The sequence below is a fragment of the Streptomyces sp. NPDC056361 genome, from assembly GCF_042262805.1.
Lineage (GTDB): Bacteria > Actinomycetota > Actinomycetes > Streptomycetales > Streptomycetaceae > Streptomyces.
Genome location: NZ_JBHJQI010000071.1, coordinates 24521 through 43957, shown reverse-complemented (window position 1 = coordinate 43957; position 19437 = coordinate 24521). Strand labels below are relative to the sequence as shown.

Genomic DNA, 19437 nt, shown 5'->3' with positions numbered 1-19437 from the left:
CGGCCCGGGCGGAGCCGCGGGGCGCCTCGGCGGCGTCGTGGGACGAGGTCACGCGGAGTCACCCTCGCGCATCGGGACGCGGACGCCCTTTTCGGCGGCGACGCGCTCGGCGATGTCGTAGCCGGCGTCGACGTGGCGGATGACGCCCATGCCGGGGTCGTTGGTGAGGACGCGGCGGATCTTCTCGCCGGCGAGCTTGGTGCCGTCGGCGACCGAGACCTGGCCGGCGTGGATGGAGCGGCCCATGCCGACGCCGCCGCCGTGGTGGATGGAGACCCAGGAGGCGCCGGAGGCGACGTTGACCATGGCGTTGAGCAGCGGCCAGTCGGCGATGGCGTCGGAGCCGTCGAGCATGGCCTCGGTCTCCCGGTACGGGGAGGCGACGGAGCCGCAGTCGAGGTGGTCGCGGCCGATCGCGAGGGGGGCGGCGAGGGTGCCGTTGCCGACCATGTCGTTGAACATGTCGCCGGCCTTGTCGCGCTCGCCCTGGCCGAGCCAGCAGATGCGGGCGGGGAGGCCCTGGAAGTGGACGCGCTCGCCGGCCATCTTGATCCAGCGGTGGAGGGACTCGTTCTCCGGGAAGAGGTCGAGGATCGCCTTGTCCGTCTTGTGGATGTCCGAGGCCTCGCCGGAGAGGGCGGCCCAGCGGAACGGGCCCTTGCCCTCGCAGAACAGCGGGCGGATGTAGGCGGGGACGAAGCCGGGGAAGGCGAAGGCGCGGTCGTAGCCCGCGAGCTGGGCCTCGCCGCGGATCGAGTTGCCGTAGTCGAAGACCTCGGCGCCGGCGTCCATGAAGCCGACCATGGCCTCGACGTGCTTGGCCATCGACTCGCGGGAGCGCTGGGTGAAGCCGGCCGGGTCCTTCGCCGCCGCGTCGGCCATGTCGTCGAAGGCGACGCCGATCGGGAGGTAGGAGAGCGGGTCGTGGGCGGACGTCTGGTCCGTCACGATGTCGATCGGGGCGCCCTCGGCGAGCATCTGCGGGAGCAGCTCGGCGGCGTTGCCGAGGAGGCCGATGGAGAGCGGGCGGCGGGCGTCGCGGGCCTCGGTGGCCAGCTGGAGGGCGTGGGCCAGGTTGTCGGCCTTGACGTCCAGGTAGCGGTGCTCGATGCGGCGCTCGATGGCGCGCGGGTCGACGTCGATGCAGATGGCGACGCCGTCGTTCATCGTCACGGCGAGGGGCTGGGCGCCGCCCATGCCGCCGAGGCCGGCGGTGAGGGTGATGGTGCCGGCCAGGGTGCCGCCGAACTTCTTCGCGGCGACGGCGGCGAAGGTCTCGTAGGTGCCCTGGAGGATGCCCTGGGTGCCGATGTAGATCCAGGAGCCGGCGGTCATCTGGCCGTACATGGTGAGGCCGAGGTGCTCCAGGCGGCGGAACTCCTCCCAGTTGGCCCAGTCGCCGACCAGGTTGGAGTTGGCGAGGAGGACGCGGGGGGCCCACTCGTGGGTCTGCATGACGCCGACGGGGCGGCCGGACTGGACGAGCATGGTCTCGTCCTGCTTCAGCGTGCGCAGGGTGCGGACCATGGCGTCGAAGGAGCGCCAGTCGCGGGCGGCCTTGCCGGTGCCGCCGTAGACGACGAGCTTGTCGGGGTGCTCGGCGACCTCGGGGTCGAGGTTGTTCTGGAGCATCCGGAGGGCGGCTTCCTGCTGCCATCCCAGGGCGCTCAGTTCCGTACCGCGGGCTGCTCGTACGGGGCGGGGTCCTGACATGGGGGTGCCTCCTCGGAATGTCGTTCAGATATTCACATCCTGACTTGCTGAATAGTTGTAGTCAACAGGGCCGCCCTCACCCGTACCGGTGAAGCGAGGGGGGAGGATGGGCCGCATGGCCTCCTACCGCCGAGATCTCGCCGTCCGAGCCTCCGTCGACCAAGGACTCCTCTCCCCCGCCGCACCGGTCGTCGCCCTCCTCGACACCGCCGGCATCCGCGCCTCCGCCGCCGCCCTGACCAGCGCTTTCGCCGCCGTCACCGACGCCCACGTCCTGCACGCCTTCGCCGTGAAGGCCACCCCGCTCGTGCCCGTCCTGCGCCTGCTGCACGCGGCGGGCCTCGGCGTCGAGGTCGCCAGCCCCGGCGAGCTCGCCCTCGCCCGCGCCGCCGGGATCCCGCCCGGCCACACCGTGCTCGACTCGCCCGCCAAGACCCCGGCCGAGCTCCGCCAGGCCCTCGCGCTCGGGATCGCCGTCAACGCCGACAACCTCCAGGAACTGGCCAGGATCGACGCCCTCATGGCCTCCGCGCCCACCGCCTCGCCCGTCGGACTCCGGGTGAACCCGCAGGTCGGAGCCGGTTCCATCGGCGCACTCTCGACCGCGACCGCCACCTCCAAGTTCGGCGTGGCGCTCCGCGACGAGGGCGCCCGCAAGGCCGTCGTCCAGGCCTTCCTCGAACGGCCCTGGCTGACCCGGCTGCACACCCACACCGGCTCCCAGGGCATCCCGCTCGCCCTGATGGCGGAAGGCGTCGGCGAGGCGTACGCGCTGGCCGAGGAGATCAACCGCACGGCCGGCCGGCAGCAGGTCGACACCCTCGACATCGGCGGCGGCCTGCCGGTCGACTTCGCCTCCGACGAGGAGACGCCGACGTACGCGGAGTACGCCCGGCTGCTCGCCGACACCGCCCCCGGGCTCTTCGACGGCCGCTACCGCCTCGTCACCGAGTTCGGCCGCTCCCTGCTCGCCAAGCACGGCACGATCCTCGCCCGGGTCGAGTACACGAAGACCTCCGGCGGCCGCCCCATCGCCGTCACCCACGCGGGCGTACAGCTCGCCACCCGGACGGTCTACGCCCCCGACTCCTGGCCGCTGCGCGTCCTCCCGTACGACTCCGAGGGCCGCCCCCGCACCGGCGAGGTCACCGTCCAGGACGTGGCGGGCCCCGCCTGCTTCGCCGGGGACCTGCTCGCCACCGGGCGCGCGCTGCCGCTGCTGCACCCCGGCGACATCGTGGCCGTCCCGGACACCGGCGCGTACTACTTCGCCCACCACTACGCGTACAACAGCCTGCCCAGACCCGGGATCCACGGCTTCACGGTGGCCGACGACGGGGCGGTGGCGTTCACGACCGTACGGGCGCCCCAGACGCTCGACGAGATCGTCGCCGAGGCGGGCGGGGCGCGGGCGGACGCGCTCGTCCGGTAGCGGGAGCCCGGCGGCCCGGTTTCGATGAGGACATGACTGCTTCGGGTACGGACACCACCTCCGTCGTCGTCGAGCGCCGGGTCGCCGCCTCCCCCGGACGGGTCTGGGAGGCGATCACCGACCTGCGGGACATGCCCCGGGTCCTCTCCGGCGTCGAACGGGTGGAGGTGCTCACCGAGGGCGTCTTCGGCATCGGCACGCGCTGGCGCGAGACGCGGCGGATGCTGGGCAAGGAGGCCACCGAGGTGATGACCGTGACCGAGTGCGAGGCACCCGAGCGGTACGTCACGGTGGCCGACTCGCACGGCATGCACTACGTCTCCGAGCTCCGCCTGACGTCCGACGGCAGCGGCGGCACCACCCTGCGGATGGCCTTCTCGTCCCGGCCCGCCGAGGGACGCAGGCCGGGACTCGTCGCCCGGCTGCTCGCCCGGTTCGGCGCGAAGGCGGTCGCCAAGGCGCTGGCGAAGGACCTGTCCGACATCGCGAACGCCGTCGAGTCGCGGATCTGACGCACGCGCGAGATCAATTTCCGTCAGACACAGGCATGTTCCGATGGAAAATGCCAGAACGCCTCCCCCGGGCCGGAACGTTCAGTAGCGTCACCGTCACTGCCGCACGTTCGCACGCCGCATCGGGAGGGGAATCCGCGTGCCCGGAATCGACGAGTGCCTTATGGAGGCCATGGCCCTGCCAGGCGCTCGCGGAGCCTCCCTGGTCGACTGGACCAGCGGGCTCGCCCTCGGGACGGCGGGTGATTCACCGACCGGCGACCACGAGGCCACGGCCGCCGAGACCGCCGAACTCGCCCGAGCGGCCGCCGAGTTCGACTCATTCACCACGGCTGACCACGACGCCGCCGACCCGGCGGCCTACGAGGGCCCGCCCGTCGAGGACCTGATCGTCAGCACCCGCGCCGGCTACCACGTCCTGCGGTTCGTCGAGACCTCCTTCGACAGCAGCGTCTTCCTCCACCTCTGGCTCGACCGCCACACCGGCAACCTCGCCCTCGCCCGCCTCCGGCTGCGCGACCTCGCCGAGAGGCTGGTCCTCGGATGAGCGCGGTCGCCACCCCCGTCTCCCCCATGCTCGTCCGGCTCGCCGCCGAGAAGGCCACCGGCGCCCTGCTCCGCGACCACGGCACGCTCTACCTCGTCGACGGCCGGGTCGTCCACGCCGAGAGCCCCGCCGCCCCCGGCCTCGACGTCCTCCTGACCACCGGCGGCCGGCTCCCCCGCGAGGGCTGGGACGAGGCCGTCGACCGGGCCGGGGCCCACCGGGCCGTCGGGCGCTTCCTCGTCGACAGCGGCCGGCTCCACGACGGCGAGCTGGAGATATGCCACCTCGGCGCCGTCTTCGACGCGGCCTTCTTCGCCCTCTCCCCCACCAGCGGACCCACCCGCTTCCGGTACGGGGTCGGACACTGGTTCGGCACCGTGCGACCCGTCTCCGCCGAGGCCGTCGAGCGCGAGACCGTCCGCCGCCGCGAACTCCTCGATGCCGTCTGGCCGTACGCCTCCGTCGACACCGCCCCGGTCGTGCCGCGCCCCGCCGTCCCCGGCCAGAGCGTCGGGGTCCGGCAGCGGGCCCTGCTCGCCGCCGCCGACGGCGTGCGGACACCGGCGGAACTGGCGCGGCTCCTCGGCCGCCCCGCCTTCCACACCCTCCTCGACGTACGGCGGCTCGCCGCCGCCGGGCTCGTCAGGACCCCCCTCGAACCCGACTCCGTACCGCCGGCGCCGGCGCCCTTACCGGCCCCGCAGGTCACGGATCCCGACATCGCCCTGCTGCGCCGGCTCCGTGACGCCCTGGAGGCACACCTGTGATGAGGCGTGCCCTGCGCCTGCGCGCCGAAAGGAAACAGCTCATGACCGCAGAAGCCGAGGTCCTCGGCGAGCTCAGACGGCTGCGGGCCCGGCTGCCCCAGCTGACGGGCGCGCTCGCGGCCAGCGCCGACGGACTCGTCCTGGCCCACGACACGGTGGACGGCGAGGCCGAGAGCGTGGCGGCACTGACGGCGGCGGCGCTCGGCGTCGGCATGCGGCTGACCGACTCCACCGGCCAGGGCCGCTTCCGCGAGCTGCTCGTCCGCGGCGATGCCGGCTACGTGGCCACGTACGCGGCCGGCGGCGCCGCCGTCCTGACCCTGCTCGCCGAACCCCGGATCAACGTCGGGCGGCTCCACCTGGAGGCCCGGAGGTCCAGCGCCCGGATAGGGGAGCTCGTCGACGGCGCACTGGAACGCAAAGACCTGAACTGACCCGTCCGCACAGCACTCTCGAAAAGGAAGAACGACACCATGGCGAACACCGAGACCTCCCTCAAGGAAGCCGCTTCCATCGACGGCGCGATCGGCGCGGCCCTCGTCGACTACACCAGCGGCATGGCCCTCGGCACGATCGGCGGCGGCAAGGAGCTCGACCTGAACGTGGCCGCCGCGGCCAACACCGACGTCGTCCGGGCCAAGGTCCGCGCGATGGAGCTCCTGGGGCTCAACGAGGACATCGAGGACATCCTCATCACCCTCAACACCCAGTACCACCTGATCCGGCTGCTCAAGGGCCGCGGCACCAACGGCCTCTTCCTCTACCTGGCCCTCGACAAGAGCCGCGCGAACCTCGCGATGGCCCGCCACCAGCTGAAGAAGGTCGAGAACGAACTGGAGGTCTGAGCCGGACCTCCTCGGGCCCGGCCCCCGGGCCTACTCGACGAACAGGCCCCGCGCCGCCGCCTTCGCGTCGAACTCCTCCAGGCGCGCCTGCGCGTCCGGGAGCTCGTCCGCCATGGCCTCCAGGAGGACCCGGCCGAGCAGCATCGGCGCGCAGGCGGTGTCGAAGGCGAGGCCGGTGCCGACGGCGGCCGGGATGAGCAGGTCACTGTGGGCGGCGACGGGCGCGAAGGCGGACTCGGCGACGGTCACGACCGCCAGCCCGGCCGTCCTGGCGTACTCCAGGGCCTCGACGACCTCCCGGGGGTGCCGGGGCAGCGCGAAGCACAGCAGGGCCGTGGCCCCGGCCCGTACGGCCGCGTCGATGCGGTCCGTGAGCATCGAGCCGCCCTCGTCGAGGAGGCGGACGTCGGGGTGCACCTTGGCGGCGAAGTACGCGAAGCCGCGCGCCTGCGAGGAGGCGGCCCGCAGCCCGAGCACGGGCAGCGGGCGGGAGCCCGCGAGCAGCCGGCCGGCGCGCTCGACGGGCGCGGGGTCGGCGAGCAGCCCGGCGAGGTGCTTGAGGTTCTCGATCTCCGCGAACACGGCCTGCTGGTACTCGTTGCCCTGCTCGCCGTCGGCGCCGTCCGGCTCGGGGGGCGCGACCTCCCGCAGGTGGCGGCGGAGCGCCGGATAGCCGTCGAAGCCGAGGGCGACCGCGAACCGGGTGACGGAGGGCTGGCTGACCCCGGCGAGCTCCGCGAGCTCGACACTGGACAGGAACGGCACGTCACCGGCGCGCCGCACCATGCAGTGGGCGATCCGCCGCTGCGTGGGCGTCAGCCGGTGCCCCTCGAAGAGCGCCTGCAGCCGACCGGCCGGGCTGTCGCTCATGCCGCCCCCTCATCTATTCACCCGCCAATAACTCTGCATAAGGATATGCAGTCGGGTGAAGCGAGGGGAAGGAGTGGCGCGGGGACCGCCGCACCCCCAAGAAGGGGGGCGGGACGACGGCGGTCCCCGCGAGGGACACGGGCCCGGGTCAGGACCGGTCTCCGCGTCCGCGGCGTCCGTGGAGACCCGGGAGCCGCTCCGGAAGTCCTTGACGCCGACGACCACCAATGTGCCGGACGCGTGTTAAGCAGGCGCTGCGGGTACGTGACACGCTCGTACCGGTTGTACGAAGAACCTGTTTCACGTACCCGCTTCGCGCCGTCCGCGAACTACTTCGCGCCACCGTTGGCCAGGAAGGCCAGCAGGTCCTGGCGGCTGACGACACCGGTCGGCTTGCCCTCGACCAGCACGATCGCCGCGTCGGCGACGTCGCCCAGGACGGACATCAGGTCCGCGACCGGCTCACCGGAGCCGACCTGCGGCAGCGGCGCGCTCATGTGGCGCTCCAGCGGGTCCTCCAGGGAGGCGCGCTGGGTGAAGAGGGCGTCGAGCAGCTCGCGCTCGACCACGGAGCCGACGACCTCGGCGGCCATGACGTCGGGGTGGCCGGCGCCCGGCTTCACGATCGGCATCTGGGAGACGCCGTACTCGCGCAGCACCTCGATGGCCTGGCCGACGGTCTCGTCCGGGTGCATGTGGACGAGGGAGGGCATGACGCCCTCCTTGTGCCGCAGGACGTCGGCGACGGTGGCGGAGGAGGTGTCCTCCAGGAAGCCGTGGCCGGCCATCCACTCGTCGCTGAAGATCTTGGACATGTAGCCGCGGCCGGAGTCCGGCAGCAGGACGACCACGACGTCGTCGGGGCCGAGCTCCTTGGCGACCTCCAGCGCGGCGACGACCGCCATGCCGCAGGAACCGCCGACGAGGAGGCCCTCCTCCTTGGCGAGGCGGCGGGTCATCTGGAACGAGTCCTTGTCGGACACCGCGACGATCCGGTCCGTGACGTTGCGGTCGTACGCGGTCGGCCAGAAGTCCTCGCCGACGCCCTCGACCAGGTACGGGCGGCCCGAGCCGCCGGAGTAGACGGAACCCTCCGGGTCGGCGCCGATGACCTTGACGGCCCCGCCGCTGGCCTCCTTGAGGTAGTTGCCGGTGCCGGAGATCGTGCCGCCGGTGCCGACGCCCGCCACGAAGTGGGTGATCTTCCCCTCCGTCTGCTCCCACAGCTCGGGACCGGTGGTCTCGTAGTGGGAACGCGGGTTGTTCGGGTTGGAGTACTGGTCGGGCTTCCACGCACCGGGGGTCTCACGGACGAGCCGGTCCGACACGTTGTAGTACGAGTCCGGGTGCTCCGGGTCGACGGCGGTGGGGCAGACGACGACCTCGGCCCCGTACGCCCGCAGCACGTTGATCTTGTCCAGCGACACCTTGTCGGGGCAGACGAAGATGCACTTGTAGCCCTTCTGCTGGGCCACGATCGCCAGGCCGACGCCGGTGTTGCCGGACGTGGGCTCGACGATGGTGCCGCCGGGCTTGAGCTCGCCGCTCTGCTCTGCCGCCTCGATCATCCGCACGGCGATCCGGTCCTTGACCGAGCCGCCGGGGTTGAAGTACTCGACCTTGGCCAGGACGGTCGCCTGAATGCCCGCTGTGACGTTGTTGAGCTTCACCAGCGGGGTGTTGCCGACGAGGCTGATCATCGAGTCGTGGAATTGCACCGTAATCTCCGGGGTCTCCGTAATGGTGTGGCCAGCGTATGCGTAGTCGGAGCGGGTTACGGGGCACTTAGACCCTGAACGGCTTGAAGGAGGTGATGGCCCATGTCGAGGGCGAGGGTGGCGCGGCGCATCGCGGCGGGTGCCGCGTACGGCGGCGGGAGCATCGGACTGCTCGGGGTGGCCGCGGTGGGGGTCCTGCTGGCCGAGATGCAGCTCGCCAAGCGGACCGTGGGGGGCGGAGCGGCACCGCTGCCCCCCGGGGCGGACGGCCTCTACGGCCGCGCCTTCGGCACGGACGACCCCCTGCGGCTCGCCCTTCTGGGTGATTCCACGGCCGCGGGACAAGGAGTGCGCCGCTCGGGTCAGACCCCCGGCGCGCTGCTCGCCTCCGGGCTCGCGGCGGTGGCGGAGCGGCCGGTCGTCCTGCGGAACGTCGCGCTCTCGGGAGCGCGCTCGGACGACCTGGAGCGCCAGGTGTCCCTGCTGCTCGCGCAGCCGCTCGGCCCGCCGGACGTCTGCGTCATCATGATCGGCGCCAACGACGTCACCCACCGCCTGCCGCCCACCCAGTCGGTCCGGCTCCTCGCGGCGGCGGTCCGGCGGCTGCGCACGGCAGGCGCGGAGGTCGTCGTCGGGACCTGCCCCGACCTCGGCACCATCGAGCCCGTCTACCAGCCGCTCCGCTGGCTGGCCCGGCGGGCCTCCCGGCAGCTCGCGGCCGCGCAGACGATCGTCGTCGTCGAGCAGGGCGGCCGGACGGTGTCGCTGGGCGACCTCCTCGGGCCCGAGTTCGCGGCGAACCCCCGCGAGATGTTCGGCGTGGACAACTTCCACCCCTCGGCCGAGGGGTACGCCACCGCCGCGATGGCCATCCTCCCCACGCTCTGCGCCGTCCTCGGCGTGTGGCCCGAGGCGGACCGCCTCGAACCGGCCCGCCGCGAGAACCTGCTTCCCGTCGCCAAGGCGGCCGCCGAGGCCGTCCGGGAAGCGGGCACCGAGGTCACCGGCGCCCGTGCGCCCTGGGCCCTCCTCAAACACCGGCGCCGCCGGCGCCTCCCCCTCCCCACCGAACCCGACCCCACCCCCGAACAAGCCCAAACCTGACCCCCCTGCTGCGAGCCCTCGCCCCACCGGGACGGCACCCCGCCCGTTGCGGGCAATCGTTGCGCTGGGGCGGTGCCCACCCTCGCCGCTCCCGCCACCCCCGCGCGGGGGTGGCGGGGGCCGGGGCGCGGGTTGGGCGGGGGTGGGTGTGGGGGCGTAGGCTGAGCGGGCGCTTAGAAAAGAGGTCGGGGTCACACCGCCTGGGCGGTGACCCGTGCGGTACGTACGGGTAACTTCCCTTTCTGTCCGCCCACTCCGCACCCTCATGGAGCCGTGATGCCCGAAGCCGTGATCGTCTCGACCGCCCGTTCGCCCATCGGCCGGGCCTTCAAGGGCTCGCTGAAGGACCTGCGCCCGGACGACCTGACCGCGACCATCGTCCAGGCCGCCCTGGCGAAGGTGCCGGAGCTGGACCCGCGCGACATCGACGACCTGATGCTGGGCTGCGGTCTGCCCGGCGGCGAGCAGGGCAACAACCTGGGCCGGATCGTGTCCGTGCGGATGGGCATGGACCACCTGCCGGGCTGCACGATCACCCGCTACTGCTCCTCCTCGCTGCAGACCTCCCGGATGGCGCTGCACGCGATCAAGGCGGGCGAGGGCGACGTCTTCATCTCGGCCGGCGTCGAGATGGTGTCCCGCTTCGTGAAGGGCAACTCGGACTCGCTGCCGGACACGCACAACCCGTACTTCGCCGACGCCGAGGCCCGTACCGCCGAGGTCGCCGCCTCCGAGGGCTCCACCTGGCACGACCCGCGCGAGGACGGCATCGTCCCGGACGCGTACATCGCGATGGGTCAGACCGCCGAGAACCTGGCCCGCCTGAAGGGCATCAGCCGCCGGGAGATGGACGAGTTCGGCGTGCGGTCGCAGAACCTCGCCGAGCAGGCCATCAAGAACGGCTTCTGGGAGCGCGAGATCACCCCGGTGACGCTGCCGGACGGCACGGTCGTGTCGACGGACGACGGCCCGCGCGCCGGCGTCACGCTGGAGGGCGTGGAGGGCCTGAAGCCGGTCTTCCGCCCCGACGGCCTGGTCACGGCCGCCAACTGCTGCCCGCTGAACGACGGCGCCGCCGCCCTGGTGATCATGTCGGACACGAAGGCCGCCGAGCTGGGTCTGACGCCGCTGGCGCGGATCGTCTCCACCGGCGTCTCCGGCCTCTCCCCCGAGATCATGGGCCTGGGCCCGGTCGAGGCGTCGAAGCAGGCCCTCAAGCGCGCCGGCCTGACCGTCGGCGACATCGACCTGGCCGAGATCAACGAGGCCTTCGCCGCCCAGGTCATCCCGTCCTACCAGGACCTGGGCCTGGACCTGGACAAGGTGAACGTCAACGGTGGCGCCATCGCCGTCGGCCACCCCTTCGGCATGACGGGCGCCCGCATCACCGGCACCCTGATCAACAGCCTCCAGTTCCACGACAAGCAGTTCGGCCTGGAGACCATGTGCGTCGGCGGTGGCCAGGGCATGGCGATGGTCATCGAGCGCCTGAGCTGACCCGGGCCGGCCGGGCCGCACCGGGCCCGGCCGCACCGGGCGGCGCGCCCCCGCGCGCTCTCCACGGGCCGAGCGGGTCAACCGCGCCGCGTCCGAGCCGTGACCGAATCTCCCCCAGGATGTGACCTACATCCCGGGGGAGTTTGTTTTCCCAGGTCAGAGGGGTTTCGGGACTAAACGCCTGGCAGAAATACCTGTCCAATTCGTGACGTAATGCACTGACAGCGCGCCCCACCCCAGGACAAGCTGATGTAGGAAGTCGGGGGATCGACTCGGAATCGGGAGTACGTCAGTGAGCGCCATGTCTCTTGCCCTGCTGCTGACCACGGCCGCTGCCACGGCCGTGGGCGCTGCTGCCCTGCACGCCGTCCACGGTCTCCGCAAGGAGGTCACCGCCCTCCGGGGCGAGCTGGCCGCCGGCCACGGCGGCACCGTGCCCGCCGCACGCACCGCCGCACCCGTCGCCGAGATACGGGCCGCGGTCGCGGAGGCGCTGGCCGAGGAGCGCGAGCGCGAGCTCGCCGAGGCGCGGGCCTTCTGGGCCGCGCAGGAGGCCAGGGACGCGGCCGACGCCCCGTCCCTGCTGGGCGGCTTCGGCGGCCCGGCGGACGACGGCGCCTTCTTCGTGCCGCGCCAGGCCGACTTCGCGGGCCTGGAGGCGATGGCCCTGGAGGCCATGGAGGCGGAGGCGGCCGCGCTCGACGGCCCCGACGCGCTGGACGAGTACCCCGAGGACTCGGCGGAGCTGGCCGCGGCCCGCCGCCGGCACCCCTCGCACCCGGACTTCGTGCCGGTGCAGACTCCGGTCGTCACGGACCACGAGCGGACGGTGGCCCGCCTGGAGGAGCTCGCCGACACCCGCACGGCGCTCACCGACGTGCGCCCCGGCCCGCTCGGCACCCTGGACGTCTACGTCTTCGCGGACGGCACCACGCTCTGCATGACCCCCGGCCACCGGGAGACGGCGGAGCTCCTGGCGGAGGCCCTGCGCTCCGGCCGGACGCCGGTCCTGCTCGGCGGCTCGGGCGTCTCGGGCGCCTTCGCCCTCACCTTCTCGTACGGCGACACCGACGAGGAGAACGTCTACATCCTCGCGGACCGCGTCATCGCCTCGCTGTAGCCGCTCCCGAGGGCCGCACGCCCGGCGCCGCCGACGGCCGGCACCGCTAGATCCCCGCGCGCTCCGTCGCCTTCCGTACGAGTTCCACGGCCTCGTCCAGTTCCCCTTCGGGGGAGCCGGCCGGGGCCGTTCGCATGATCTCCGCGAGGTCGTGGCCGGCGACGGCGAGTTGGTCGGCGACGGTGAAGACGCCGGCGTCGGGAATGATCCGGGGCTCCCGTCCGGGCTCCTCGGCGCGCTGGGCGCGCACGGACAACTCCCTGGCCAGGGCCAGTCCCTCGGCGGCCGCACCGCGCTGGAGGCGGCTCTGCGGGGCGGCCCGCAGCCGGTCGGCGAAGCGTTCGACGGCGGCGGTCAGTTCACTCGTATCGCGCACCCCGCGACCCTACGCGCCGCCCCGGGCCCCTTGCCAACGGGCGCGGCCTTGGGCACGGTGACGGTGAGAGCACGAGGAGCACACGGTACGACGCGTCCGGAGGCGCCGATGTCCCAGACTTTCTCCGCAGAGACCCACCGCAACATGCTGGCCCGCATCCCGCGCCGCACCGGTCGTGAGATCGCCGACTGGATGCGCACGGTCGAGGAGGGTCCGTCCCTCCTCCGCTTCGAGGAGCGGGTGAACTGGCTCCGCGGGGCGCACGACCTCGCGTACGGCCACGCCAAGGCGATCCTTCACGAGTACGACCTGCGGCGGGCGGCGCGCAGACTGCTCTGAGTCGCGCGCCGCGCGCCGCACCGACCGGTCGCCCCCCGTCACTTGACGTGCCGGCCGAGGAAGTCGCGGACGAGTCCGGCGATCTCCTCGCCGTGCGTCTCCAGGGCGAAGTGCCCGGCGTCCAGGAGGTGGATCTCGGCGTCGGGCAGGTCGCGGGCGAAGGCCTCGGCGCCGGCCGGTCCGAAGATCTCGTCGCCGCGCCCCCAGGCCGCGAGCAGCGGCGGCCGGTGGGTGCGGAAGTACTCCTGGAAGGCCGGGTAGCCGTCCAGGTTGAACTGGTAGTCCCAGAACAGCTGGAGCTGGATCTCCTTGTTGCCGGGCCGGTCGAGGCCGGCCTGGTCGAGGGTCCAGGTCTCGGGGGCGATCCGGTCGAGCCGGTCGGCGGGCACGCCGTGGGTGTACTGCCAGCGGGTGGCCTCGGCGGTCAGCAGCTCGCGCACCCCGGCCTCGTTCGCCGCGCGGTCCTCCGCGTGGGCGAAGAGGACGTCCCAGAAGGGCGTGAAGCCCTCCAGGTAGGCGTTGCCGCTCTGGCTGACGATCGCGGTGACGCGCTCGGGGTGCCGGGAGGCGATCCGCAGGCCGATGGGGGCCCCGTAGTCCTGGATGTAGAGCGCGAACCGTTCCACGCCCAGCCGGTCGAGGAGTCCGAGGGTGATCTCGGTGAGCTTCTCGAAGCTGTAGGCGAAGTCCTCGACGGCCGGTGCGGCGGAGGCGCCGAAGCCGATGTGGTCGGGGGCGATCAGGTGGTACGAGTCGGCGAGTTCGGCGATCAGCCCGCGGTACATGTGGGAGCTGGACGGGAAGCCGTGCAGCAGGACGAGGGTGGGGGCGGCCGGGTCGCCGGCCTCCCGGTAGAAGACGTCGAGCCCGTCGACGGTGACGGTGCGGGTGCGCTGGGCGAAGGCGGACATGGCTGACTCCCCGTTTCCGGTTTCCGACCGGGAGAACGGTCGTTCTCCCGATGCCCTGTAGACTACGAGAACGTTGGTTCTCCATGCAAGGGGTGGTCGGAAATGGATGCGGAAACCGCCGAGCTGAAGCTGCTCGAGACCGCGGAGCGGCTCTTCGACGAGCGGGGGGTGCAGTCCGTCGGCATGGACGCCATCCGCACCGCGTCCGGGGTCTCGCTCAAGCGGCTCTACCAGGTCTTCCCCTCCAAGGAGCTGCTGGTCGAGGCGGTCCTGCGGCGCCGCGACGAGGCCGTGCGGGCCGCCCTGACCGCCCACGGCGCGCGGACCGCCGACGGGCCCCGGGAGCGGGCGCTCGCGGTCTTCGACTGGCTGGCCGGCTGGTTCGCCGAGCCCGGGTTCCGCGGCTGCGCGTTCATCAACACCTTCGGGGAGCTGGGCGGGGTCGCCCCGGCGGTCACCGCCATCGCCCGCGACCACAAGGAGGCCCTGCGGGCCTACTTCGCCGAGCAGACCGACGCCCTCGGCGCCCCGCCCGTCCTCGCCGACCAGCTGGCCCTGCTCGCCAACGGCGCCATGGCCGTCGCGGGCATCACCGGCTCCCCCGAGCCCGCCGCCCAGGCGAAGGCCGCCGCCCGCGTCCTCCTCGACGCGGCACGGCCCTCCTGAGGCACGCAGAAGGGCCCGGCCCTCCTGAGGCACGCAGAAGGGCCCGCCCGGCGTGAAGCCGGACGGGCCCTTCCCCCGAGTCAGGGGGTGCGTCAGTCGTCGCCCTGCAGGATCGACAGCAGACGCAGCATCTCCAGGTAGATCCACACCAGGGTCATGGTGAGACCGAAGGCGGCCAGCCAGGCCTCCTCGCGCGGCGCGCCGTAGGTCACGCCGTCCTCGACCTGCTTGAAGTCGAGGGCGAGGAAGCAGGCACCGAGGATGATGCCGACGATGCCGAAGACGATGCCGAGGCCACCGCTGCGGAAGCCGAGGCCGTCGCCGCCCGCGAAGACCGCGAACAGCAGGTTGGCCACCATGAGCAGCATGAAGCCCATCGCGGCGGCCATCACGAAGCCGTAGAACCGGCGGTTGACCCGGATCCAGCCCAGCTTGTAGGCGATGAGCACACCGGCGAAGACCGCCATCGTGCCCAGGACCGCCTGGATGACCACGCCGTCCGCGATGTACGTCGAGACGGCGGCCGAGATCACGCCGAGGAAGACGCCCTCGAAGGCCGCGTAGCCCAGGATCAGCGCGGGAGACGGCTTGCGCTTGAAGGACTGCACGAGCGACAGGACGAGCGCGACCAGGGCCGCGCCGATCGCGATGCCGTACGACTTGCCGAGGTTCGCCGGGTCGACCGGCAGCAGCAGCCAGGACAGGACGGCGGTGAGCACGACCGTGCCGAGCGTCATGGCCGTACGGCTCACGACGTCGTCGATCGTCATCACGTTGCCGCGCGCCTGCTGCGGGACCCCGAGCTGGGTGTCCTGCGGCGCGTACGGGTTGGTCGCGTACGGGTTCGCCGCGCCCTCGGCGTAGGGGTTTCCGGTGGCGTACGGGTTGGTTCCTACGGCGGGGCCCCCGGCCTGCGGCTGCTGGCCGTAGCCCGCGGTGCCGTTGTCGCGGCTGAACCCCCGTCGCGAGAAGACCGGGTTGCTGCTCCTCATCTCACTCCTCCATGGCAGACCGCACGGCGCGGCCTTGCGTCAAGAGTAATGCGTAGGCAAAAGAAACTCCCTAGTGCTCGGGGAGGATCTTTTTCCGCCAGTCGTCGATCTCCTTCGGCCTCGACGGGCCGGGGTGGCGCCGCCGGGCCGCAGGCACTCGCCTGGGGCCCGGTGGTGCCCGGAACCGGACTCGAACCGGTACGGCCCGAAGGCCAGCGAGGTTTAAGCTCGCCGTGTCTGCGTTCCACCATCCGGGCGTACGCGGGAAGCTCCGCGTTGGCACAGGAGCCTATCGGGACGCTTCCCCCGTTCAGCGGAACATCGTCCCGATGTTGTCTTATTTTATTGACGTCTGAGGGTGCGTCAGTGCAGGTGAGGGGCTTTTAGCCGAACTGTGACGGGGGTCGCAGGCGCAAAGCCGCACCCTTTGGAATGACGAAAAGTCATCGCACTTCTGTCACCTCGGCGCAGAGGCGCCCCTCGGGGACACCGTCATACCTCAGGAGGACGGAGCGGCCCTCCGGTCAGACTCGAGGCGGCCCCGAGAACGGGCACGTGGGCGGACGCCCCGGGCCATAACGCTCGACACGATGGAGGGGTTCCCGAAACAACCCCGCAGTGACAGGAGTCCCCCGTGACCACCTCCCCCACCGTGTCCCGCGCCACCGCGGTGGCCGCCCGCGCCACGGACCTCTCGAAGGTCTACGGCCACGGCGAGACCCAGGTGGTCGCGCTCGACCATGTCACCGTCGACTTCCGACAGGGCGAGTTCACCGCGATCATGGGCCCCTCGGGCTCCGGCAAGTCGACGCTGATGCACTGCGTCGCCGGCCTGGACTCCTTCTCCTCCGGCTCGGTCCGGATCGGCGAGACGGAGCTGTCCACCCTGAAGGACAAGCAGCTCACCCAGCTGCGCCGGGACAAGATCGGCTTCATCTTCCAGGCCTTCAACCTGCTGCCGACGCTGACGGCCCTGGAGAACATCACGCTGCCGATGGACATCGCGGGCCGCAAGGCCGACAAGCAGTGGGTCCAGCAGGTCATCGACATGCTCGGCCTCTCCGCCCGGCTCAGCCACCGGCCGAGCGAGCTCTCCGGCGGCCAGCAGCAGCGCGTGGCCGTGGCCCGCGCCCTCGCCTCCCGCCCCGAGATCATCTTCGGCGACGAGCCGACCGGAAACCTGGACTCCCGCTCCGGCGCCGAGGTCCTCGGCTTCCTCCGCAACTCCGTCCGCGAGCTGGGCCAGACCGTCGTCATGGTCACCCACGACGCCACGGCCGCCTCCTACGCGGACCGCGTGATCTTCCTCGCGGACGGCCGGATCGTCGACGAGATGCTCCGCCCGACGGCGGACGGCGTGCTCGACCGCATGAAGGCCTTCGACGCCAAGGGCCGTACGAGCTGAGCCGGCGGCACCGCCGCACCCCGCCCGCCGCCCTCCCTCCCTTTCCTCCAGGACACACCCATGTTCCGTACCGCCCTGCGCAACGTCCTCGCGCACAAGGCGCGGCTGCTGATGACCGTCCTCGCCGTGATGCTCGGCGTGGCCTTCGTCTCCGGCACCCTCGTCTTCACCGACACCCTCTCCCAGGCCTTCCGCAACCAGTCGGCGAAGAGCTACGACGACGTCGCCGTGGCCGTCGACATGTACCCGAGCCCCGAAGAGGCCCGGAAGGCCCCCGGCCTCTCCCAGCAGGACGTCGACAAGGTCGCGAAGCTCGACGGGGTCGCCTCCGTCGCCCCCCGCGTCGACGGCTTCGCCGGCGTGCCCGACAAGAACGGCAAGCTGATCGGCAGCGGCTGGTCGAACAAGGGCACCAACTTCGCCCCCGGCAAGGACGGCAAGGACCGCGCGTACGCCTTCACCACCGGCAACGGCCCCGCCGACGCCGGCCAGGTCGCGCTCGACAAGGACACCGCCGACAAGGGCGGCTACAAGGTCGGCGACACCGTCCGCGTCGCCACCAACGGCCCGGTGAAGGAGTACACCCTCTCCGGCGTCTTCACCACCGAGGACGGCGCCGTCAACGCCGGCGGCAGCCTGGTCGTCTTCGACACCGCCGTCGCCCAGAAGCTCTACCTGAAGCCGGGCTTCTTCCAGAGCCTGACCGTCACCGCCGCCCCCGGCGCGGACGACGCCAAGCTCCTCGACGAGGTCCTGAAGGTCGTCCCGAAGGCGGCCTCCGCGCAGACCGGCCAGGCCCTCGCCGACGAGCAGGCCAAGCAGATCGAGTCCGGCCTCGGCGCGCTCAACCAGGTCCTCCTGGGCTTCGCGGGCATCGCGCTCTTCGTCGGGATCTTCCTGATCTCCAACACCTTCACCATGCTGGTCGCCCAGCGCACCAAGGAACTGGCCCTGATGCGCGCGGTCGGCGCCTCGCGCAAGCAGATCACCCGCTCCGTCCTCGCCGAGGCCGGTCTGGTCGGCCTGGTCGCCTCCGCCGTCGGCTACGTCCTCGGCATCGGCCTGGCCGTCACCCTCCGCTCGGCCATGAGCGCCTTCGACATGAAGGTCCCGGCCGGCGACCTGGTCCTCGGCGCCACCCCGGCCGTCAGCGCCTTCGCCGTCGGCGTCCTGATCACGATGCTCGCCGCCTGGCTGCCCGGCCGCCGCGCCGCGAAGATCCCGCCGGTCGCCGCCATGAGCAGCGTCCACGCCACCGCCAGCACCAAGTCGCTCGTCGTCCGGAACTCCATCGGCGCCGTGCTCACCGCGCTCGGCGTGGTACTGATCATGCTCGGCGCGAACCAGGGCGGCGACGACGGCCGCATGTACATCGCGGGCGGCGCGTTCCTCACCCTCATCGGCGTGATCGTGCTGATCCCGATGCTGTCCCGGCCCGTGATCGCCCTGATCCGCCCGCTGTTCGTGAGCGTCTTCGGGGTCTCCGGCAAGCTCGCCGGCCTCAACGCGGTCCGCAACCCGCGCCGCACCGGCGCCACCGCCTCCGCGCTCGCCATCGGCCTGACCCTCGTCACCGGCCTCTCGGTGCTCGGCGCCACGGTCGGCTCGGCCCTCGACAAGGTCACGACCGACCAGATCAAGGCCGACTACATGGTCTCCATGGCCAGCGGCAACTCGCTGAGCCCGGAGGCGCTGGCCGCCCTGGAGAAGGCCCCGGGCGTCACCGCGGTCTCCCCGCAGCAGGCGGGCGCCTTCGACCTGAAGGGCTCGTACGTCTCGGTCTCCGGCGTCGCCCCCGGCGACATCGAGAAGGTCCTCAAGCTGGACGTCGTGAACGGCTCGCTGTCGTCCCTCGGCGGGAACACCATCGCGATCGACGCCAAGGTCGCCGCGAAGCGCGGCCTGAAGGTCGGCGACACCGTCCCGGTCGAGTACCTCGACAAGCAGAAGGGCAAGCTGACCGTCGGCGCGGTCTACGAGGCCAACGAGTTCGTCTCGCCGGTCCTCGCCGACCACAAGCTGGTCACCGCGCACGAGGAACAGACCGAGATCCGCGAGATCTACGTCTCGACGGACGGCGGCGCGAGCGCGGCCAACGAGCGGGCCCTGTCCAAGGCCATGGGCGACAACCCGGCCATCCAGGTCATGGACCACAAGGAGATCCGCGACACCTTCGGCGGCCCGATCAACATGCTGCTGAACATCATGTACGGCCTGCTCGGCATGGCTCTGATCATCGCCGTCCTCGGTGTCGTGAACACCCTCGCGATGTCCGTCTTCGAGCGCCAGCAGGAGATCGGCATGCTGCGGGCGATCGGTCTCGACCGGCGCCGCGTGAAGCGGATGGTCCGTCTGGAGGCCGTGGTCATCTCGGTGTTCGGCGCGGTCGTCGGCATCGGCCTCGGCTCGTTCCTCGGCTGGGCGCTCGGCGAGACCTTCAAGAACAGCCTGCCGGGCTACGCCCTGGTCCTGCCCTGGGACCGGATCGGCCTCTTCCTGGTCCTGGCGGCCCTGGTCGGCGTCCTCGCCTCCCTGTGGCCGGCCCGCAGCGCGGCGAAGCTGAACATGCTCTCCGCCATCAAGGCCGAGTAGCCGCGAGCGCGGCGAAGGGCCGGTCTCCCCA

At 72.0% G+C, this 19437-nt stretch carries 19 protein-coding genes and 1 tRNA gene; 13 read left to right on the top strand and 7 right to left on the bottom strand.

The genetic code is table 11. The features are described 5' to 3' along the window. Window positions 1-48 precede the first annotated feature (48 nt). Window positions 49-1713 (bottom strand): urocanate hydratase, encoded by a 1665-nt coding sequence (hutU, locus tag ACFCY7_RS23175; protein ID WP_376487901.1) that lies wholly within the window; start codon window positions 1711-1713, stop codon window positions 49-51. 106 nt (window positions 1714-1819) lie between these two features. On the opposite strand from hutU, the gene ACFCY7_RS23170 reads away from it, so the two are divergent. The 6 genes from ACFCY7_RS23170 (at window position 1820) to ACFCY7_RS23145 (ending at window position 5816) form a co-directional block, all read left to right on the top strand. Beyond that, window positions 1820-3145, top strand: a complete 1326-nt coding sequence (locus tag ACFCY7_RS23170) for a diaminopimelate decarboxylase (protein ID WP_376487899.1) — start codon at window positions 1820-1822, stop codon at window positions 3143-3145. A 32-nt stretch (window positions 3146-3177) separates the two neighbouring features. Further along, window positions 3178-3657 carry an SRPBCC family protein gene (locus ACFCY7_RS23165; protein ID WP_376487897.1) on the top strand — a complete coding sequence of 160 codons (480 nt, stop codon included), beginning with the start codon at window positions 3178-3180 and terminating at the stop codon, window positions 3655-3657. A 139-nt stretch (window positions 3658-3796) separates the two neighbouring features. Then, window positions 3797-4204 carry a hypothetical protein gene (locus ACFCY7_RS23160; RefSeq protein WP_376487896.1) on the top strand — a complete coding sequence of 136 codons (408 nt, stop codon included), beginning with the start codon at window positions 3797-3799 and terminating at the stop codon, window positions 4202-4204. Beyond that, the gene (locus ACFCY7_RS23155) at window positions 4201-4971 is read left to right on the top strand and encodes a transcriptional regulator (protein ID WP_376487894.1); all 771 of its coding nucleotides are present in this window, start codon (window positions 4201-4203) and stop codon (window positions 4969-4971) included. Before ACFCY7_RS23160 ends, ACFCY7_RS23155 begins: the two co-directional genes overlap by 4 nt. Window positions 4972-5012: 41 nt before the next feature. Beyond that, window positions 5013-5405, top strand: coding sequence for a roadblock/LC7 domain-containing protein (locus tag ACFCY7_RS23150; RefSeq protein ID WP_376487892.1), 393 nt, complete (start codon window positions 5013-5015; stop codon window positions 5403-5405). 39 nt (window positions 5406-5444) lie between these two features. Further along, window positions 5445-5816, top strand: coding sequence for a hypothetical protein (locus ACFCY7_RS23145; RefSeq protein WP_376487890.1), 372 nt, complete (start codon window positions 5445-5447; stop codon window positions 5814-5816). A gap of 30 nt (window positions 5817-5846) precedes the next feature. On the opposite strand, the gene ACFCY7_RS23140 is transcribed toward ACFCY7_RS23145, so the two are convergent. After that, complete coding sequence (locus ACFCY7_RS23140; protein ID WP_376487889.1) at window positions 5847-6686, bottom strand: MurR/RpiR family transcriptional regulator; 840 nt, start codon at window positions 6684-6686, stop codon at window positions 5847-5849. Between the two features lie 329 nt (window positions 6687-7015). Next, window positions 7016-8404, bottom strand: a complete 1389-nt coding sequence (locus ACFCY7_RS23135; protein ID WP_376487888.1) for a cystathionine beta-synthase — start codon at window positions 8402-8404, stop codon at window positions 7016-7018. Between the two features lie 117 nt (window positions 8405-8521). On the opposite strand from ACFCY7_RS23135, the gene ACFCY7_RS23130 reads away from it, so the two are divergent. The 3 genes from ACFCY7_RS23130 (at window position 8522) to ACFCY7_RS23120 (ending at window position 12125) form a co-directional block, all read left to right on the top strand. Further along, the gene (locus ACFCY7_RS23130) at window positions 8522-9508 is read left to right on the top strand and encodes an SGNH/GDSL hydrolase family protein (RefSeq protein WP_376487903.1); all 987 of its coding nucleotides are present in this window, start codon (window positions 8522-8524) and stop codon (window positions 9506-9508) included. Window positions 9509-9784: 276 nt separating this feature from the next. After that, window positions 9785-11005, top strand: a complete 1221-nt coding sequence (locus ACFCY7_RS23125; protein WP_376487887.1) for an acetyl-CoA C-acetyltransferase — start codon at window positions 9785-9787, stop codon at window positions 11003-11005. A 301-nt stretch (window positions 11006-11306) separates the two neighbouring features. Then, complete coding sequence (locus ACFCY7_RS23120; protein WP_376487886.1) at window positions 11307-12125, top strand: hypothetical protein; 819 nt, start codon at window positions 11307-11309, stop codon at window positions 12123-12125. Window positions 12126-12171: 46 nt separating this feature from the next. Here ACFCY7_RS23120 and ACFCY7_RS23115 read toward each other — a convergent pair whose 3' ends face one another. Next, window positions 12172-12501 carry a hypothetical protein gene (locus ACFCY7_RS23115; RefSeq protein WP_376487884.1) on the bottom strand — a complete coding sequence of 110 codons (330 nt, stop codon included), beginning with the start codon at window positions 12499-12501 and terminating at the stop codon, window positions 12172-12174. Between the two features lie 108 nt (window positions 12502-12609). On the opposite strand from ACFCY7_RS23115, the gene ACFCY7_RS23110 reads away from it, so the two are divergent. Beyond that, window positions 12610-12840 (top strand): DUF4287 domain-containing protein, encoded by a 231-nt coding sequence (locus tag ACFCY7_RS23110; RefSeq protein WP_017241213.1) that lies wholly within the window; start codon window positions 12610-12612, stop codon window positions 12838-12840. Between the two features lie 38 nt (window positions 12841-12878). Here the strand turns inward: ACFCY7_RS23110 and ACFCY7_RS23105 are convergent, their stop codons facing one another. Continuing rightward, window positions 12879-13751 carry an alpha/beta fold hydrolase gene (locus ACFCY7_RS23105; protein ID WP_376487883.1) on the bottom strand — a complete coding sequence of 291 codons (873 nt, stop codon included), beginning with the start codon at window positions 13749-13751 and terminating at the stop codon, window positions 12879-12881. Window positions 13752-13853: 102 nt separating this feature from the next. Here ACFCY7_RS23105 and ACFCY7_RS23100 point away from each other — a divergent pair, with 102 nt between their 5' ends. Next, window positions 13854-14417: a TetR/AcrR family transcriptional regulator gene (locus ACFCY7_RS23100; RefSeq protein ID WP_376487881.1), complete on the top strand. Its 564-nt coding sequence runs from the start codon at window positions 13854-13856 to the stop codon at window positions 14415-14417. A 92-nt stretch (window positions 14418-14509) separates the two neighbouring features. Here the strand turns inward: ACFCY7_RS23100 and ACFCY7_RS23095 are convergent, their stop codons facing one another. Both ACFCY7_RS23095 and ACFCY7_RS23090 read right to left on the bottom strand, forming a co-directional pair. Next, the gene (locus tag ACFCY7_RS23095) at window positions 14510-15409 is read right to left on the bottom strand and encodes a Bax inhibitor-1/YccA family protein (protein WP_376487879.1); all 900 of its coding nucleotides are present in this window, start codon (window positions 15407-15409) and stop codon (window positions 14510-14512) included. Window positions 15410-15581: 172 nt separating this feature from the next. After that, window positions 15582-15666: transfer RNA gene (locus ACFCY7_RS23090), tRNA-Leu, on the bottom strand. 377 nt (window positions 15667-16043) lie between these two features. Here ACFCY7_RS23090 and ACFCY7_RS23085 point away from each other — a divergent pair. Together ACFCY7_RS23085 and ACFCY7_RS23080 are read left to right on the top strand one after the other, a co-directional pair. After that, a complete protein-coding gene (locus ACFCY7_RS23085) occupies window positions 16044-16814 on the top strand; it encodes an ABC transporter ATP-binding protein (protein WP_376487877.1) in 771 nt (256 codons plus the stop codon). Window positions 16815-16874: 60 nt separating this feature from the next. Beyond that, window positions 16875-19406, top strand: a complete 2532-nt coding sequence (locus ACFCY7_RS23080; protein ID WP_376487875.1) for an ABC transporter permease — start codon at window positions 16875-16877, stop codon at window positions 19404-19406. Window positions 19407-19437: the final 31 nt, after the last annotated feature.